Annotated in this window: 20 protein-coding genes; 9 read left to right on the top strand and 11 right to left on the bottom strand. The window is 38.0% G+C overall.

What is annotated here, in order from left to right; all coding sequences use genetic code 11:
- Window positions 1-41: 41 nt before the first annotated feature.
- The 4 genes from ACWOEC_RS03235 (at window position 42) to ACWOEC_RS03220 (ending at window position 3,798) form a co-directional block, all read left to right on the top strand.
- Complete coding sequence (locus tag ACWOEC_RS03235; RefSeq protein ID WP_455305921.1) at window positions 42-1,208, top strand: THUMP domain-containing class I SAM-dependent RNA methyltransferase; 1,167 nt, start codon at window positions 42-44, stop codon at window positions 1,206-1,208.
- 18 nt (window positions 1,209-1,226) lie between these two features.
- Window positions 1,227-2,738: a carboxypeptidase M32 gene (locus ACWOEC_RS03230; RefSeq protein ID WP_455305920.1), complete on the top strand. Its 1,512-nt coding sequence runs from the start codon at window positions 1,227-1,229 to the stop codon at window positions 2,736-2,738.
- Window positions 2,726-3,364 (top strand): HD domain-containing protein, encoded by a 639-nt coding sequence (locus tag ACWOEC_RS03225; protein WP_455305919.1) that lies wholly within the window; start codon window positions 2,726-2,728, stop codon window positions 3,362-3,364. Before ACWOEC_RS03230 ends, ACWOEC_RS03225 begins: the two co-directional genes overlap by 13 nt.
- Window positions 3,365-3,438: 74 nt before the next feature.
- Window positions 3,439-3,798 (top strand): hypothetical protein, encoded by a 360-nt coding sequence (locus tag ACWOEC_RS03220; protein WP_455305918.1) that lies wholly within the window; start codon window positions 3,439-3,441, stop codon window positions 3,796-3,798.
- A 37-nt stretch (window positions 3,799-3,835) separates the two neighbouring features.
- Here ACWOEC_RS03220 and ACWOEC_RS03215 read toward each other — a convergent pair whose 3' ends face one another.
- Window positions 3,836-4,135 (bottom strand): hypothetical protein, encoded by a 300-nt coding sequence (locus ACWOEC_RS03215; RefSeq protein ID WP_455305917.1) that lies wholly within the window; start codon window positions 4,133-4,135, stop codon window positions 3,836-3,838.
- A gap of 80 nt (window positions 4,136-4,215) precedes the next feature.
- Between ACWOEC_RS03215 and ACWOEC_RS03210 the strand changes: the two genes are divergently transcribed.
- Together ACWOEC_RS03210 and ACWOEC_RS03205 are read left to right on the top strand one after the other, a co-directional pair.
- Entirely contained in the window at window positions 4,216-5,370 is a 1,155-nt protein-coding gene (locus ACWOEC_RS03210; RefSeq protein WP_455305916.1) for a VanZ family protein, read from the top strand.
- Between the two features lie 58 nt (window positions 5,371-5,428).
- Window positions 5,429-6,781, top strand: a complete 1,353-nt coding sequence (locus ACWOEC_RS03205; protein ID WP_455305915.1) for a DEAD/DEAH box helicase — start codon at window positions 5,429-5,431, stop codon at window positions 6,779-6,781.
- Between the two features lie 100 nt (window positions 6,782-6,881).
- Here the strand turns inward: ACWOEC_RS03205 and ACWOEC_RS03200 are convergent, their stop codons facing one another.
- Both ACWOEC_RS03200 and ACWOEC_RS03195 read right to left on the bottom strand, forming a co-directional pair.
- On the bottom strand, window positions 6,882-7,820 hold the full coding sequence (locus ACWOEC_RS03200; RefSeq protein WP_455305914.1) for a DNA-deoxyinosine glycosylase: 939 nt from the start codon (window positions 7,818-7,820) through the stop codon (window positions 6,882-6,884).
- A gap of 20 nt (window positions 7,821-7,840) precedes the next feature.
- On the bottom strand, window positions 7,841-8,158 hold the full coding sequence (locus ACWOEC_RS03195) for a hypothetical protein (protein ID WP_297079153.1): 318 nt from the start codon (window positions 8,156-8,158) through the stop codon (window positions 7,841-7,843).
- Between the two features lie 354 nt (window positions 8,159-8,512).
- Here ACWOEC_RS03195 and ACWOEC_RS03190 point away from each other — a divergent pair, with 354 nt between their 5' ends.
- The gene (locus ACWOEC_RS03190; RefSeq protein ID WP_455305913.1) at window positions 8,513-9,121 is read left to right on the top strand and encodes a histidine phosphatase family protein; all 609 of its coding nucleotides are present in this window, start codon (window positions 8,513-8,515) and stop codon (window positions 9,119-9,121) included.
- 152 nt (window positions 9,122-9,273) lie between these two features.
- Here ACWOEC_RS03190 and ACWOEC_RS03185 read toward each other — a convergent pair whose 3' ends face one another.
- A complete protein-coding gene (locus tag ACWOEC_RS03185; protein WP_455305912.1) occupies window positions 9,274-9,570 on the bottom strand; it encodes a putative quinol monooxygenase in 297 nt (98 codons plus the stop codon).
- 212 nt (window positions 9,571-9,782) lie between these two features.
- Between ACWOEC_RS03185 and ACWOEC_RS03180 the strand changes: the two genes are divergently transcribed.
- Both ACWOEC_RS03180 and ACWOEC_RS03175 read left to right on the top strand, forming a co-directional pair.
- A complete protein-coding gene (locus tag ACWOEC_RS03180; protein WP_455305911.1) occupies window positions 9,783-10,193 on the top strand; it encodes a universal stress protein in 411 nt (136 codons plus the stop codon).
- Window positions 10,194-10,201: 8 nt separating this feature from the next.
- Window positions 10,202-11,581 carry a SulP family inorganic anion transporter gene (locus ACWOEC_RS03175; protein ID WP_455306020.1) on the top strand — a complete coding sequence of 460 codons (1,380 nt, stop codon included), beginning with the start codon at window positions 10,202-10,204 and terminating at the stop codon, window positions 11,579-11,581.
- Window positions 11,582-11,621: 40 nt separating this feature from the next.
- Here the strand turns inward: ACWOEC_RS03175 and ACWOEC_RS03170 are convergent, their stop codons facing one another.
- From ACWOEC_RS03170 to ACWOEC_RS03140, 7 genes are all read right to left on the bottom strand, one after another.
- Window positions 11,622-12,317 carry an N-acetylmannosamine-6-phosphate 2-epimerase gene (locus ACWOEC_RS03170; RefSeq protein ID WP_455305910.1) on the bottom strand — a complete coding sequence of 232 codons (696 nt, stop codon included), beginning with the start codon at window positions 12,315-12,317 and terminating at the stop codon, window positions 11,622-11,624.
- A gap of 48 nt (window positions 12,318-12,365) precedes the next feature.
- Entirely contained in the window at window positions 12,366-13,043 is a 678-nt protein-coding gene (locus ACWOEC_RS03165; RefSeq protein WP_455305909.1) for a haloacid dehalogenase type II, read from the bottom strand.
- 81 nt (window positions 13,044-13,124) lie between these two features.
- Window positions 13,125-13,766, bottom strand: coding sequence for a FusB/FusC family EF-G-binding protein (locus tag ACWOEC_RS03160; RefSeq protein ID WP_455305908.1), 642 nt, complete (start codon window positions 13,764-13,766; stop codon window positions 13,125-13,127).
- Between the two features lie 197 nt (window positions 13,767-13,963).
- A complete protein-coding gene (gene arsC, locus ACWOEC_RS03155) occupies window positions 13,964-14,383 on the bottom strand; it encodes an arsenate reductase (thioredoxin) (protein WP_455305907.1) in 420 nt (139 codons plus the stop codon).
- A 6-nt stretch (window positions 14,384-14,389) separates the two neighbouring features.
- Complete coding sequence (gene arsB / locus ACWOEC_RS03150) at window positions 14,390-15,430, bottom strand: ACR3 family arsenite efflux transporter (RefSeq protein WP_455305906.1); 1,041 nt, start codon at window positions 15,428-15,430, stop codon at window positions 14,390-14,392.
- The gene (locus ACWOEC_RS03145; protein WP_455305905.1) at window positions 15,423-15,749 is read right to left on the bottom strand and encodes an ArsR/SmtB family transcription factor; all 327 of its coding nucleotides are present in this window, start codon (window positions 15,747-15,749) and stop codon (window positions 15,423-15,425) included. The genes arsB and ACWOEC_RS03145 overlap by 8 nt, the downstream gene beginning before the upstream one ends.
- Window positions 15,750-16,056: 307 nt before the next feature.
- Window positions 16,057-16,323 (bottom strand): DDE-type integrase/transposase/recombinase (locus ACWOEC_RS03140; RefSeq protein WP_010815277.1); only part of this gene is annotated, 267 nt, incomplete at its 5' end.

Raw genomic sequence — 16,323 nt, 5'->3', positions numbered from 1 at the left:
TTCCAAATTGGAAGGTTTTTTTTATCATTAAGGAGAGAAAAATGAATCCAAAACAAACATTTCAATTAGTCGCAACAGCAGCAAGCGGATTAGAAGCATTAGTCGGAAAAGAATTACGAGATATGGGAATTGAATGTGTCGTGGAAAATGGCCGCGCACGCTTTGAAGGCACGATCGAGACGATTGCTAAAGCCAATCTATGGTTACGTACAGCGGATCGGATCAAAATCGTTGTTGGAGAATTTGATGCCGTGACGTTTGACGAATTATTCCAAAGAGTCAACGCTTTACCTTGGGAAGATTATTTGCCACTAGATGCAGAATTTCCAGTTGCTGGAAAATCGATCAAGTCGACTTTATACAGCACACCAGATTGTCAAGCGATCACTAAAAAAGCGATTGTCAATCGTTTACGGGAATATTACCATCGCCCGGCTAGTGTGCCATTAGCAGAAACTGGGGCTTTGTTTAAATTAGAAGTCGCGCTGTTAAAAGATCATGTGATGGTCACACTTGATACGACAGGACCTAGTTTATTTAAACGTGGTTATCGTCTAGATAAAGGGGGTGCACCGTTAAAAGAAAATATGGCCGCAGCACTAGTGATGCTGACCAATTGGCGTAAAGATCGTCCTTTTGTCGATCCAGTCTGTGGTTCTGGGACACTTTGTATAGAAGCCGCATTGATCGGCCATAATATTGCACCAGGATTCAACCGTAGTTTTGCATGTGAAGCATGGGATTGGGTCGATAAAGACATTTTTGCGAAAGTGCGGGAAGAAGCCGAAGCTCAAGCCGATTATGATATCGAATTAGATATTATGGGTTCAGATATCAATGGCCGGATGATCGAGATTGCTAAAGCGAATGCTGATGAGATCGGACTAGGTGATTCGATCGTCTTTAAACAGCAAGCAGTAAAAGATTTTAAAACCGAAAAAGAGTATGGTGTGATCGTAGCCAATCCACCATATGGAGAACGTTTAGGCGAAGAAGAAACGGTGCGTCAACTGTATAAAGAAATGGGACAAGCGTTTAAACCGCTGGATACTTGGAGTAAATATATCTTAACGAGTGATTTATTATTTGAAGAGTTCTATGGTCAAAAAGCGACGAAGAAACGCAAACTTTATAATGGTGCTTTACGTACGGATCTTTTCCAATATTGGGGTAAACGCCCACCAAGACCTACAAAACCAACAGAATAGTCGAGAGGATGAGCAACGATGAATGAACAACTCTTTTTACAAGAATTAAAAGAATTAGATTTATTGCAACAAGCGATGACGATCATTGAATGGGATTCGCAAACGGGAATGCCCGAAGCAAGTAGTGAGTATCGTGGTGAAACGATGGGCTATTTATCTAGTATTTATTTTGAGAAAAAAGTCGGGCCGAAAATTAAAGAAGCACTGGATCATTTTGCGGCTCATCCTGAAGAGTTATCTGAAGTGGGACAAGTAGCGTATCGCTTAGTCAAAGAAGACTATGATCTCAATCATGCTGTTCCAAATGAATTGATGGCACAATTTTCTGCCGCGACATCTAAAGCCCACTCGGCGTGGTTAAACAGTCGTGAGCAAAACGACTTTGAGGTCTTTAAAGAAGCTCTAGCGGAAAATATCCGTTTAACAAAAGAGTTGATCCCTTATTGGCAACGTACAGAAAAAACACCGTATGACGTCTTATTGAACCAATATGAACCAAACATGACCACAGAGATTTTGGATGATGTGTTTACACGCTTACGAGATGGTATTATGGATATTAGACAAACGTTAGCCAAAAAAGGAATAGAACCAGATACTACGATCTTGTCACGCTATGTGCCAAAAGCACAACAAGAAGCTTTTATTCGTCAAGTCATTACGCAATTAGGATATGATTTTACTCGCGGCCGCCTAGATGATACGATTCATCCATTTGCTACAGGAATCAATCATCGCGATGTCCGGATTACGACGCGATGGAATGAGCATGATTTTTCGATGGCGACATTTGGTGTGATTCATGAAGCAGGTCACGGGATGTATGAACAAAATATTGCGGAAAAATATGAATACACGCCAGCTCATGAGGGAGCATCGATGGGGATCCATGAATCACAATCGCTATTTAATGAAATTATTATCGGTAGCAATCGTGCATTTTGGAAAAAGCAATACCCCTTGTTCCAAAAGTGTACAGAAGGAACATTCGACGATGTTTCATTTGATGACTTTTATGCGGCATTGAAAAAAACGAAAGCTAGCCTTGTCCGTATCGAAGCAGATAGTTTAACTTATCCGTTACACATCATTATCCGTTACGAAATCGAAAAAATGCTGTTTAATGGAGAAGTGGCAATCGATGACTTACCAGCAATTTGGAACGATAAATACGAAGAATATTTAGGCATTCGACCAGAGACTGATCTTGAAGGGATTTTACAAGATGTCCATTGGTCTGGTGGAAGTTTTGGCTATTTTCCTTCTTATGCTTTAGGCTACATGTATGCCGCACAATTGTTACATGCGATGAAACAAGAAGTAGAAATCGATGCTGTGTTAGCATCAGACGATTATACGCCGATCAAAAATTGGTTAACAAAGCATATCCATCAGTACGGTGCAAGTAAAAAACCAAATGAGCTGATTGTCAATGCCACAAAGGAACCATTAAATCCACAGTATTTACTAGATTATATGCGTGACTTATACTTTACTGTGTATCAGGTAAATGATTCATGTCGCGATTAGTAGCAGTCCAAGATTATGCCAAACAACAGTTGGCACACGATCAGACAGGACATGACTACGCGCACGTGTCGCGTGTCGCCTATTGGGCGAAAAAAATCCTCGATCAAGACAATCTAACAGCAGATCACTTTATCACACTAAGTGCAGCCTATTTGCACGATGTGATCGATGATAAAGTCGTATCAGATAGTGTCGTCGCTAAAGAGCACTTACGCGTATTTTTAGCAACGATTGCGACAGAACAAGAAATAGCTGCTATTTTTTCAATTATTGAACACATGTCATTTTCAGCGAATTTAGCTCAAAAACACGTATTGACAATGGAAGGACAAATTGTTCAAGATGCCGATCGTTTGGATGCGTTGGGAGCATATGGTATTTTACGAACGGCTTATTATGGGGGAAGCAACGGTCATCCGATTTATGATGAAACGATTGCAGTCAATTTGCATCAAGATAAAGCTACGTATCGCAAGGAGACAACGGTGATCAATCATTTTTATGAGAAACTTTTTTTACTAGTAGATCAAATGAATACACAAACTGGAAAAAAAGAGGCAAAACGTCGCGAACGATTCATGCAAGAATTTTTAACAGAATTTTATCATGAGATCGATTTCGATTAAAAAGATAAGAATATAAGTCACTTTAGTTTCTTTTCTTCACGCTTTTCATATAATGGAAGTAAGGAGAGGATACCATGTTTTTTCAACAAGCGATGAAGCCCCAAGAATTATTGTCTGTATTGCCGCATGTGTCCGAGTGTTTCTTTGTTGTCAATGTACAATTACTAGATCGTACGTATCAATTAGCTGTTTACAAATATCAAGAAAGTTATTTTCGTATTCAAGATATGCGTGTGTTTCACCAAGTATATGCAATTGTCAACCAAACGCAAGGAGATGAAGAAGAGCTGTTGCCTTTTATCGAACAAGCTTTAGAAGACAATTTGTATCGTACCTTAGCAGAATGGCTGATTCAAGTCGACCTATCTGTTTTAGCGGTGTTGCCTACGATTCAATCATTAGAACTTGTATATTATGAGTTTATCGAGAATTAAAAAAACCAGACTATGTTTAGTCTGGTTTTTCCATGTATTACGTAGTGCGCCACTCTTTGTAGACAATCACGCAACTAATCACGAATAATACGATCCCTGTAATCAATGCCAACCATAACAGCGAAGGGTCGTATCCATATGTAGCAATAGCGTGTTGTTTACTGATGCGATCTGCTTCATTTAAAATTTGAATACTCAATACGATTAAAAAGCCTGAAATAATCACTAAGACAAAACTCAAATAAGGAATCGTTGAATAATGACGGATCCCTAAAAATAAACAATACAACCCCAACAGAAAAACTGGGATTCCAAATGCAAAAATAGGATATAACATGCCAACACCTCCAGTATAAGAATACTCTTTTTTTGTAAAAATGAAAACCCTTGTGAATTCTGTAAATAGAAAGGAAGCTTATGTTTACTGCGTATGCTGAACCAATTAAGATTGCACTTTTTGTATTCCCGATTCTAGCATTTCTGATTTCGTTCCCGTTTTTTATTTTACAATACCGCAAGTACGGTCGCTTTTTGTTTATCCGTGCCGTCGTGTTGTATTCATTTGTCTTTTATCTACTATGTTCTTATTTTTTAGCGATCTTGCCCCTACCAAGTCGAGAAGCAGTCGCGCAACTAACGACTCCAAAATATGAGTTGATGTTAGGAAAATCACTGCAAGACTTTTTAGCACAAACCGTGTGGCGACCGACAGATATTCATACGTATTTACCCGCTTTAAAACAATCGGTAACGTTGGAACCTTTGTTTAACTTATTATTCTTTTTCCCGTTAGGTGTTTATCTACGTTATTACTTCCGCTTTTCATTGAAAAAAGTCATCGTGTATTCTTTTTTGTGGTCGCTATTTTTTGAAACGACTCAATTGACAGGACTGTATTTCATCTATCCAAGACCTTATCGTTTGTTTGACGTCAATGATCTACTTCACAATACGTTAGGCGGTGTGATTGGCTATTTCTGCGCACCACTTGTGATGATCTTATTCCCAACACGCAAGGAAATGGATCAAAAGTCAAAAGAATTAGGGCACATTGTGACGTATCCAAGACGTTTTGTTGCCTTCTTGATCGATTGTGGAACGATTTATAGTGTTCGTACACTTTTAGCGATCGTGTTGCATGTGACCCATCTGACAACGAATGAGAACTGGACGACGAGCTACTGGACGTATCTGGGTACGATCATGTTGTATTTTGTTGGAGTCACATACCTGACTAAAGGGTATACGCTCGGCAAAAAGATCGTCAAAATTCGTGTTGTAACGACAACAGGCACACCTCCTAGCTTAAAAGATTGTGTAGTTCGCTATGGCTTACTTTATGGGGTTTATGGTAGTTTGGCACAACTATTGTTGTTGATTAATCCTTATATCCCTACGACTGAGGGAATGGGATTAGTGATTTTACTCATGATGACGCTCTTTTTATTGCTTATCCAACTTTTATTTGTAGGTTCGATTGGTTGGGCGATTTTGAACAAAGAACGTCGTTTGTTTTATGAGAAAAAATCACAGACAAGCGAGATAAGTATGAACAATTTGGAAACAAAATAGGAAGTTGTTTGAGAATATGGTATAATCCAAAAGATGTTAAAAGAAAGAAGGTGCTCAAATGTCATTTGAAACATTTGCATTTCAGCCGTTTATTTACGAAGCACTTGCTGAAAAGAAATTTACACAACCGACTCCAGTACAAGAAAAGTTGATTCCAGTGATCCAAAAAGGCAAAAGTGTTGTTGGTCAGTCCCAAACAGGGAGTGGAAAAACACATACATTTTTATTGCCGTTATTTGATAACATTGATCCGAATAAAGAAGAAGTTCAATTAGTGATTACTGCACCAAGTCGTGAATTGGCCACGCAGATTTATGCAGCAGCGAAACAGTTGGCTACTCATGCTACACCAGAGATTCGTGTTACGAATTTTGTCGGGGGTACAGATAAAAAACGTCAAATTGAGCGTTTAGCTAGCCATCAACCACAAGTTGTAATTGGAACACCAGGAAGAATTTTAGATTTGATCAATGAACGTGCGTTAAAAGTACATACGGCATCGGTGTTTGTAGTCGATGAAGCGGACATGACATTAGATATGGGATTTTTAGAAGAAGTCGACAAGATTGCGTCTCATTTACCTGAAAAACTTCAGATGCTTGTATTCTCAGCGACAATTCCAGAAAAATTACGCCCATTTTTAAAAAAATACATGCAAAATCCAGTAATCGAAGAGATTAAAGCACAAGCGGTCATTTCCGATACAATTGAGAACTGGTTGATCTCCACAAAAGGGAAAAACCCTGACCGTTTAATTTATCAACTCTTAACGACCGGCCAACCGTACTTAGCGATCGTCTTTGCCAATACGAAACAACGAGCAGACGAGATCACGACGTATTTGCGTGAAAAAGGCTTGAAAGTGGCAAAAATCCACGGTGGAATTCCACCACGTGAGCGGAAACGTGTGATGCGTCAAGTTCAAAATCTAGAGTATCAATTCGTTGTAGCAACGGATCTTGCTGCACGTGGCATCGATATCGAAGGAGTTTCTCACGTCATCAATGCAGATATCCCTGAAGATTTAGATTTCTTTATCCATCGTGTAGGACGTACAGGACGCAATCAATTACACGGAACAGCTATTACGTTGTACGAACCAAGCCAAGATGAGTTGATCAGTGCGATTGAAGATCTAGGTGTTGACTTCCAACCAAAAGAAATCAAACAAGATGAGATCGTAGATACTTATGATCGCAATCGCCGTAAAAAACGCGAACAGAAAAAAGCCGACGAACTAGACCCGACGTTGATTGGTTTAGTCAAAAAGAAAAAGAAAAAAATCAAACCGGGCTATAAGAAAAAAATCCAATGGGAAATTGATAAAACGAAGCAACAAAAACGTAAAATCGAACGTCGTCAACAAACAAGACAAGCTCGTAAACATAAGAAAAATTCAAGTCAAGGTTAATCAAAAAAGAGGGTGTGACCAAATTTGGTCACACCCTCTTTTTGATTAAAAGCTATAACAAAAGTCGTTCTTTTAGCTAGCCACTTCTGTTAGTTGTTTTTTATAATGTTTTTTGCATCATTTGGCATAAGATCCCATCTACAACATGAGGAGCATCGATGACTTGATAGCCCATTTTTTGATAAAAAGGTAGCGCTTGACATTCTGCAATCAACTGACTTTTCGTAGCGTTTAAAAAATGTCCATATGTTTCATATAAGGATAACAAACGAGTACCGATTGTTTTGTTGCGGTATGTTTTTGCGATGCAAAAGCGATCAGGCTGGATTGTAGTGTCTGTTAATTGGAAGCGAATCGTCGCTACAGGCAGTTCTTGATCCATCACTAAAAAATAATCGTAGTGTTCATCTGACGTTAACTCGTCAAATTCATCTTGAGGATCGATATTTTGTTCTTGTATAAAGACGAGTGTACGTAAGTGTTTCACATATTGCCATATAAAAGGTGTATGACCAAAATAGACCCGTAAGCCTTGTCTATTGAAATCATCGAGTAATTCGCTGATACGATAAGCTAGGAACCATTGTTTTTGACGTAATTCTTGTTGTCGGTTATTGGCCCCACTTGTAGAAGGACACGATAAGGTCAACCACTGAGTAGGGATAGTGGTTGTGATCGTTTGATACGTTTTTGTCGCGGTCTTCCCATTGAGGATCACAAGTGAGATCGGAAAAGCTTCAAATAGCTGTGCCAATGGTTGTAAGGTAACTTGTTGAAATTGATGATCCATACTGCCATTACGTACAAATTGACCAAAAACGTCCCATAATCCAATACGATGATCCGTCAATAGCATGATCTTTTTTGAATAATCATGCGTAGGTTCTTGTTGCCAGTATTTCAATGCCAACGGCCAAAAGGCATTTCCTTTATGAGCGTAATATTGTTGTTTTATAAGAGACCGTTTTCCAGGTGCACTTCCTAAAATCAGTGTGTGCATCTCATCTGGTAGTATCGGATCAAAGCTTGATTGTTCCATAATATCCCCCTTGAGCCTCATCAACTCATTTTTGCCAATACATTATCAAACACCGCTACGACTTCTGAAAAATCACTAAATAACTGAAATGATCCATGTTCGTCGTCGTTGTCAATAATAATAAAACTATAGTCAAGATCTTGAATCGAATTTGAAAAAAGGACAAAATTCTCATTTTTTGCAAAACGATGGAGTTGTTCTTTAATGAATTGTTGCTTGTCTTCGATTTGAACACGTCCAGTTTTATAGTCATCAAGTGCGTAGCCGTTCACATTAAACCAATTGACGATCCCAGGTTTTTCCACATCCAATCCTTGTTTTAACTTAAAGGCATTCACGCTATTTTCTCCTTTCTTATTAACATGTTTAGAGTCATTGTCTTCTTGTGAAAAATGAAGAAGCCTATGTATATATAACGTTTATTATGTATTTTTAAATCTAGTGTGCTTTGATACTCCACTTTTCAATCCCATTCTAACACAGAAATTAAAGAAAGATACAATTTAAACTCTAGGGAATAGATGAGATTAAATAACGATATTATTTAATTTTTTATCCTAAATAAGGAAGAAAAATCTTTAAGTCGATTGAAATTTGGTTTATATTATCGCAAACACAATGAAAAAGATTGAAATCAAATAAAAAGTTTGCTAGGGTTAGCATAGGAACAGCAAAACGAAATGGAGTGTATCATGAAATTAATTTTAATTCGACATGGTGAATCGAAATTCAATGCGTTAAATAAAGAACAGCCGCATACCCGAGTTTTTTCCGGACAAGCGGATATTTTACTCACTGAAAAAGGCCAACAACAAGCACGAGCTTTACAAAAACATCCAGAGATTCAACAAAGTACTGCGATTTTTTCGTCTGATTTGACACGTGCTTTTGAAACTGCACAGCTAGCAACAAATCGAATGGATATAAAACGAGATCAACGGATCAATGAACGATCATTGGGACGATTTAATGGGAAATCGGAACTCGAATTAAGTGAGTACCGTACGTTTATCAATACTGAAGAATTCAAACATAGTTTTACGACTGCAGCACCTGAAGGCGAAAACTATGCACAAGTGGATCAACGTGTGACAGCCTTTTTATCCGATTTGCCACTATCGAGTGAACAAACGATTAGTGTCTTTTCACATTTTGTAGCAACGCGACTGATGCTACGTGCATTATTGGGGTTATCAAAAGAACAAACAACGCAAATCAAAATAAACAATTGCGAACCAATTATTTTAGAGGGGAACGAACTAGGTGAATTTTGTTTGCTGACACATTTAGACACGATTTAAAAAAGGGATATGACAATAGACTGTCATATCCCTTTAACAATTGCATAAAGGTATTTCATTCTTAATGAGTTGAATCATTACTGAAATAGACAAAGAGAAGTTATTATCGGAATGATTCGGCTTATTTCTTGGGACTGCGTACTGCTGTCACTTTAGTTAGGTTTTGACGTAAATGTTTCAACATGAAGGCGCAAGTGATATTTTTTGCGTAAGGCGGCGATTTTTTGCATCATATTGGATTGGTGATGAAGATCTAATGCTTCTTGAGTTGTCCAACGATCGATCAATAAGACAGCATTTGGTTGATTGACAGGAAGATAGTAGTCGTAACGCTCATTTCCAGGTTGTGCTTTGATTTGCTCTACTAAACCACTCGCTAACATCTCCTCCATAAATTGCTTTGCTGCTTGCTCCTTTCCAGTATAGGTAATCATGACAGTTAAACTCATCTTACTCATCCTTTCCTAGTTCTATTTATTAGTATAGCGATTGTCTACAGGATAAACCAATTCTTTAAAAGCATACGTTACATACAGAAATCGTATCCCAAAATGGACAGATTCATTTCTTTTCTGAAAAAAATAAGATTTTTAGAAATTAAGGTTTGAAACTGAAACGTTCTGTGGTAGGATATTTCTATTAGTCTAAAGGAGCTAGCAAAATGAGAACAATTTTAGTTGCATTTGATGGATCACAACACGCATTGAATGCCGTTAAAGAAGCTCGGAAATTCCAGCGTGTGTTTCCCGAAGTACGGGTTACGATTTTAAAAGTATTGAAAGTTGCCAAGGCAAAAGATGAGTGCCTTGATTTGTCATTAACCATTGAAGAAAAAAAACGGATTCGCATCAAAACCGTTGAAAAAGAACTGGCTGATTTAGTTGAACACGATACAATTGATATTGTAGTGGGGGACCCAGCAAAAAAAATTATTGAATACGTTCAAGAGCATACCTTTGATTTAGTTATTATGGGAACTAGAGGACGTAAACGGTTAAAAGAAATTGTTTTAGGAAGTGTCAGTCATGAAGTATCGACCCATGTAGACACTCCAGTATTAATTGTAAAATAAGGGGAAAAATAGTGATTTATTTAAAAAAAGATGATTGGTTTGGTCAAGTTAAAGAAGATGTATTTGCTGGATTAGTCACAGCAGTAGCATTAATTCCGGAAGTAATTGGATTTGCTATTATTTTAGGTGTCAACCCAATTACAGCGCTGTTTGCTTCAGTGTTGCTATGTTTGATCACATCGTTTACGAGTGGGCGACCAGCCATGGTTTCAGCAGCAGCGGGATCTATGGCTTTGGTAATGGTCAGTTTAGTCAAAGATCATGGGTTATCTTATATGATCGCTGCAACGATTTTAGCTGGAGGGATCCAGCTCATATTAGGGTATTTAGGGATTCATCGATTGATGCGATTTATTTCAAAGTCAGTCATGTTAGGCTTTGTCAATTCGTTAGCAATTTTGATTTTTTTAGCACAAGTCCAACAATTAGCTAATCAAACGACTGCTACGTATATTATGGCATTAGTGACGATCGTGTTGATGTTTAGTTTACCTAAATGGATCAAGATCGTTCCACCAGCATTGATTATTATCGTAGCGATGACTTTGATTGCGATGTTTTCAAACTATCCTCTACAACAAGTGGGTGACCTTGGAGAGATGAATGGAATGAGACTGCAGATCGGATTACCGCAAGTGCCGTTTACTTTTGAAACACTGTGGACTATTTTGCCGACATCATTGGCTTTAGCAATGGTTGGTTTGATCGAATCATTGTTGACATTACCTTTAGTAAATGACATGACGCAGACAAAAGGAGATAGTCAACAAGAAGTAAAAGCTCAAGGAATTGCCAATATGATTACTGGCTTTTTCGGGGGACAAGCTGGTTGTGCGATGATCGGGCAAGCAGTAATCAATGTCAAATCAGGTGGGAAAGGTCGATTGTCGACGTTTGTTGCTGGTTCAGCGTTACTCGTATTGGTAGTAGGCCTAAAAAGTATTATGGTTCAAATTCCGACAGCAGCATTGATTGGAATCATGATGACTGTTGCGTTTGAAACCTTTGATTGGGATAGTATTCGTTCACTTAAAACAATCGTGTTGACGGATACGATCGTGATGGTGTTAACGGTCGTCATTGTCGTTTATACGCATAATTTAGCTATTGGTATTTTAGTTGGAGTGATCACAAGTAGTTTAGTATTTATTAGCAAAGTTTCAAAATTACACATCCATGAAGAACAAAAAAAGGTTCACATTTCAGGACAATTGTTTTTTGCTTCGACCCACACACTCACAGAATATTTAGCAGATACTAATTTTGCTCCTTATGAATCATTGGATCTAACTGATCTATATGTGTTAGACAAAACTGGAAAAGAAACGTTACAACAAGCAATCAATCAAATAAAACATCAATATCCTAAGCTTAATATTCAGCGGTAACGAAAATCCCCAACGAATCAACGTTGGGGATTTTTTTAGTCTAACGGGTATTATATGCTGAAATAAAGCGGGTAGCAATTTCTTCTGGACGTGTAATCGCACCCCCGACAACAATACCAGAAACACCAAGATTCTTGATTTGTTGAACTTGCGACGGGGTGTGGATCCGACCTTCAGCAATTACGGGAATATTCTCATCGAGTAATCGTGTGATCAATTCAATATCCGGTCCTTCTTGATAAGGACGGTCTTTTGTATAACCACTTAACGTTGTACCGACAAAATCCGCACCAGCTTGGTAGGCATTTACGCCTTCGTTGAAAGTCGCGATATCCGCCATGAGGATTTGTTTTGGATAACGCTGTTTGATCATTTGGATAAAAGTGGATACATGAAGTCCGTCAAAGCGTTCTCTGAGTGTACAATCTAGCGCAATAACAGCTAGATCAAGTTGCACTAATTCTTCGACTTCTTTCATCGTTGCGGTAATAAAAGGTTCTTGCGGTGGGTAGTCACGCTTAATGATCCCAATGATCGGTAATTTTGTCACTTGCTGTATCGCTGTGATATCACGTATGGAGTTGGCACGAATGCCCACAGCACCCGCGCGTTCAGCAGCTTGAGCAAAATAAGGCATCAAACTAAATTCTTCATTATAAAAGACTTCTCCAGGTAAAGCTTGGCACGATACGATGATACCTGATTGAAATTGCATTTTGAGTTGTTCTAAGTTCATTTGATTTAGCTCCTTTTAACTAAATGATGTGAGTAATCTAAACTAGAATTACGCATAAGTAGTAATCATAAATTCAGCAAACTCTGCTAACGTTTCAAAAACGAGGTCGGGCTGTGGACCAAGTGGAAGCAACGCATTATTTGGTCGTTTGATAAAGCAGCTTTGCCATCCAACTTTTGCAGCACCAATCGTATCCCAAATATGGCAAGCTATCATCATAAAATCACTAGGTTGGATCTGTAAGGCTGCTTCTACATGGTGGTAGGTTAGTGGATCAGGTTTCACGCTTTCCACTGCTTGTGTAGAGTAAAAGCCATCAAAATAGTGTTCAATCGCACAGTGAGACAATTGTTGTTTCTGAACACTGACTGGATTATTGGTCAAGGTAAAGAGTTTGAATCCAGCTTTTTTTAAAGTAGACAATGCTTGTGTAACTTCCGCATAAGGAGGCATCGAAGCAAAAGCTTGTTGCCACTCGGTAATTTCGGTTTTTGTTAACGTGACTTCATAGTAATCAGCTAACATCAAAAATGTGGCTTTGCCCATTTCGGAAAAAGAAACAGGTTCTTTTGTTAAAGCAAAGGTCTCAGAATAGATCAATAATTGATCAAACCATAAACGAAAGGCATCTGGACGTGTAAAGATTCGGGTTAAGATGGTCGCGACAGGTTGCATATCGAGTAATGTTTCATTCACATCAAAAACTAAAATTGGTTCTTTTGTCATAAGTTTTTCGCTCTTTTCTTACTCTTCATTTGAAGTCTACGAAAAATTAAAAACGTTCCTAATCATTAGGAACGCTTTTAATTATTTTTTCAATGAAACACTTTCAAAGAAACGATCAAACGTTTCGTGTTGGGTCACTTGGCGATTACATTGCTCGCTATTGCTACAAATATAGTTACCGTTTTTCGTGTACGTGCCATCACCAGAAGTTTTCGTTGTGGCCAAAAAGAAGCCCACAGCACTAATATGGTTGCAAATCGCACAGTGTCCTTTTTTGATGTCGGTACTAAAGGTTCCATAGACCCCTTCAAAACGACCGTCACGTTTGCGGACGATAAATTTACGATTGGTTCCCGGTTCTGTCCAGCCAAGATACGATAACTCGCGTGCATCTAGCTGCTCAAAATCAGGATAGTGCATTTTTTTAACTTTACGAAACAACTTATCGATTTGTTTCGTAGATGGTAAGTCCATCGGAATCACGTAATGTTTCATGTCTTCAAAATACTGTTCAGCTTGTTCTCTAGTTGTGGTAATATCCAAAAATTTATCCCAAAAGGGTGCCAACTCGCTAGAACGCTCAAAAATTGCTGCAGTACGTTCATAGATCAAGGCTTGTTGTGTTTGAATCGTGCGTTTATCATTTACAGAATGATACGCGCCAATCAAAGATTTGATTTGTTCTTTCGCGTACCAGTATTCAGCGGGGGTAATTGTTGTCATATAATTTCCTCTTTTCTTCTTTGAGGAAATATTTCCATCAAAGAATTGATTTGTTAGCCAAAGCATTCTTTGGCCGTACGATGTATGATGAAATAGTCATCAAGGATCCCTCCTAAATCATGAAATCAAGTACGTCTTTACTATACATTACGTCTTTACTATACATTTTTTTGATGAAAGCTGCAACTAACTGGATGTCACGCTTGAGTCTTTTCGGCTAATCGATTTAAACGTGATTGGATCTCATGACGTGTAGTGCGAAAAACCTCCATGATTTCTTCTTCTGTACCCACGGCTTTTGCCGGATCAAGCAGATCCCAATGCTCATGTGTGATATGAGCTGGAATAACAGGGCAATTATCTAAAGCATTGCCGCATAAGGTAATCACGTATTGTGCATCATTTAAAAAGTCTACATCAATGACTTCTGATTTGTTTTGGCTGATGTCGATACCGATTTCTGCCATGACTTGAATCGCTCGTTTATTGAGTCCGTGAGCTTCAATTCCCGCACTACGAATCTCCCAAATGTTAGGATCGAAAATTTTTTGTGCCAAACCGTCTGCAATTTGGCTGCGACATGAATTTCCCGTACATAAAAAATAGATTTTTTTCATATAGAATCAACTCCTAGTTGGTGTAAACACTGTTTTTAATTTTAAGGCGACGTGGACCAAGGCGATCAATACGGGCACTTCGACTAAAGGTCCGATCACGGCCGCAAAAGCCTCACCCGAATGAATACCAAATACCCCAACTGCGACAGCGATTGCCAGTTCAAAATTGTTACTTGCAGCAGTAAAGGATAACGAAGCAGCCACAGGATAAGTTGTCCCCAAACGTTTGGATAAAAAGAAAGAGACAAAGAACATCAAAATAAAATAAAGCAATAACGGAATGGCGATACGTAGTGCATCAAGTGGTAGCTCAATAATTTTATCGCCTTTTACCGAAAACATCATGACGATCGTAAACAAAAGCGCCACTAAGGTAATTGGACTGATTTTAGGAATAAATACACGGTAGTACCATTCATCCCCTTTGATTCTAGTTAAGACAATATGGGTCAAAAAACCTGCTAGAAAAGGGATCCCTAAATAGAAAAAGACGCTTTTTGCAATTTCAATCATAGTAATACTTAAGGCATGTGCTTCTAAACCAAGTAAATTCGGTAGCCAAGTCAAAAAGAAAAAGCCAAATAAAGGATAAAAGAAAATTTGAAACAGTGAATTGAACGCAACTAGGCCTGCAGTATATTCACGATCGCCCTGAGCTAAGTCGCTCCATACAATGACCATCGCAATACAGCGTGCCAAACCAATCATAATCAAACCAGCCATATACTCTGGATAATCACGTAAAAAAATAATAGCCAAGAAAAACATCAAAAAAGGACCAATGATCCAGTTTTGAACCAAAGAAAGGAGCAATGTTTTCCAATCTTTAAAGACAAGACCGATCTTTCGGTAATTCACTTTTGCTAAAGGAGGATACATCATCAAAATTAATCCAATAGCTAAAGGAACATTGGTCGTACTAAGTGAGAGTGCATCGATCGTTTTAGGAACGCTTTGGAAAAAATAGCCAATTGTAATCCCTATGCCCATGGCACAAAAAATCCATAAGGTAAGATAACGGTCTAAAAAACTTAATTTTTTAGTCACAATGTTGCTCCTCCTGACATGTTTCTGTGTGACACACACAATGTGTCGAATTCGAAACTAACTGATTCATATCGGTTTGAATTTTAGAGAATGCGGAATCATTCAAACGATAATAGCACCATTTTCCTTTTTTTGTTATCAGGATCAAATTTGCTTGTTCTAATAATTTCATGTGATGCGAGAGTGTCGGTTGGGTAAAGGTAAAATGTTCTAATAAATCGCAAGCACATAACTCGCCACAAGAGAGTAGGTCAATAATTTTTAAACGATTTGCATCTGCTAATACCTTAAAAAGCTTTGCTTGTAAGATGTAATCCATAATTCGTCTCCTTTTTTATAGATAGATCATTATCTATGTAATGAATTCTTTTTAAATATAGATAACGATCTATTTATTGTCAATAAAAAAATTTTTTTCATGTAGTATATCATTGAATAAAAAAACATATAGTGAATAAAAAAAAGAAAATAAGATCAAAAATCCTACTTAATAAGTGTTTAAGTTCAGTAAGCTGTAAATAACAAAGCTAAAATAACAAGAAAAAAGAATACTCGACTTGCTTTTATCAGAGGGTTCTGTTGCAAAGTTTTAAATAAAGAATAAAATCCCTTACGGTATCTATGATTTAAGCTGGGATTCCCAATAATACCTTGATTTCAGTACAGACCGAAAACCCGAAGAGAGTGCCTTCTTTTCGGGTTTTCTTATATAATCCTCGAATGGCTTCCATACCTTTAATCGTGGTAGAGGCAGTGCGTAAACTTCGATAGAATTTATTGCGTCTCTTTACTGGACGATGGTCTTGTTCAATCAAATTATTCAGGTATTTAATGGTACGATGTTCTGTCCCTTGATAAAAGCCGTATTCTTTTAGTTTCTTAAAGGCACTTGT

This window comes from Enterococcus bulliens (assembly GCF_053761865.1).
This window is presented reverse-complemented; position numbering and strand designations above follow the sequence as displayed.

What these genes read in the sequence shown, in the direction of transcription:
- ACWOEC_RS03235 (WP_455305921.1), top strand. Translation starts at nt 42, where the DNA reads ATGAATCCAAAACAAACATTTCAATTAGTCGCAACAGCAGCAAGCGGA.
- ACWOEC_RS03230 (WP_455305920.1), top strand. Translation starts at nt 1,227, where the DNA reads ATGAATGAACAACTCTTTTTACAAGAATTAAAAGAATTAGATTTATTG.
- ACWOEC_RS03225 (WP_455305919.1), top strand. Translation starts at nt 2,726, where the DNA reads ATGTCGCGATTAGTAGCAGTCCAAGATTATGCCAAACAACAGTTGGCA.
- ACWOEC_RS03220 (WP_455305918.1), top strand. Translation starts at nt 3,439, where the DNA reads ATGTTTTTTCAACAAGCGATGAAGCCCCAAGAATTATTGTCTGTATTG.
- ACWOEC_RS03215 (WP_455305917.1), bottom strand. Translation starts at nt 4,135, where the DNA reads ATGTTATATCCTATTTTTGCATTTGGAATCCCAGTTTTTCTGTTGGGG.
- ACWOEC_RS03210 (WP_455305916.1), top strand. Translation starts at nt 4,216, where the DNA reads ATGTTTACTGCGTATGCTGAACCAATTAAGATTGCACTTTTTGTATTC.
- ACWOEC_RS03205 (WP_455305915.1), top strand. Translation starts at nt 5,429, where the DNA reads ATGTCATTTGAAACATTTGCATTTCAGCCGTTTATTTACGAAGCACTT.
- ACWOEC_RS03200 (WP_455305914.1), bottom strand. Translation starts at nt 7,820, where the DNA reads ATGGAACAATCAAGCTTTGATCCGATACTACCAGATGAGATGCACACA.
- ACWOEC_RS03190 (WP_455305913.1), top strand. Translation starts at nt 8,513, where the DNA reads ATGAAATTAATTTTAATTCGACATGGTGAATCGAAATTCAATGCGTTA.
- ACWOEC_RS03185 (WP_455305912.1), bottom strand. Translation starts at nt 9,570, where the DNA reads ATGAGTTTAACTGTCATGATTACCTATACTGGAAAGGAGCAAGCAGCA.
- ACWOEC_RS03180 (WP_455305911.1), top strand. Translation starts at nt 9,783, where the DNA reads ATGAGAACAATTTTAGTTGCATTTGATGGATCACAACACGCATTGAAT.
- ACWOEC_RS03170 (WP_455305910.1), bottom strand. Translation starts at nt 12,317, where the DNA reads ATGAACTTAGAACAACTCAAAATGCAATTTCAATCAGGTATCATCGTA.
- ACWOEC_RS03165 (WP_455305909.1), bottom strand. Translation starts at nt 13,043, where the DNA reads ATGACAAAAGAACCAATTTTAGTTTTTGATGTGAATGAAACATTACTC.
- ACWOEC_RS03160 (WP_455305908.1), bottom strand. Translation starts at nt 13,766, where the DNA reads ATGACAACAATTACCCCCGCTGAATACTGGTACGCGAAAGAACAAATC.
- arsC (WP_455305907.1), bottom strand. Translation starts at nt 14,383, where the DNA reads ATGAAAAAAATCTATTTTTTATGTACGGGAAATTCATGTCGCAGCCAA.
- ACWOEC_RS03145 (WP_455305905.1), bottom strand. Translation starts at nt 15,749, where the DNA reads ATGGATTACATCTTACAAGCAAAGCTTTTTAAGGTATTAGCAGATGCA.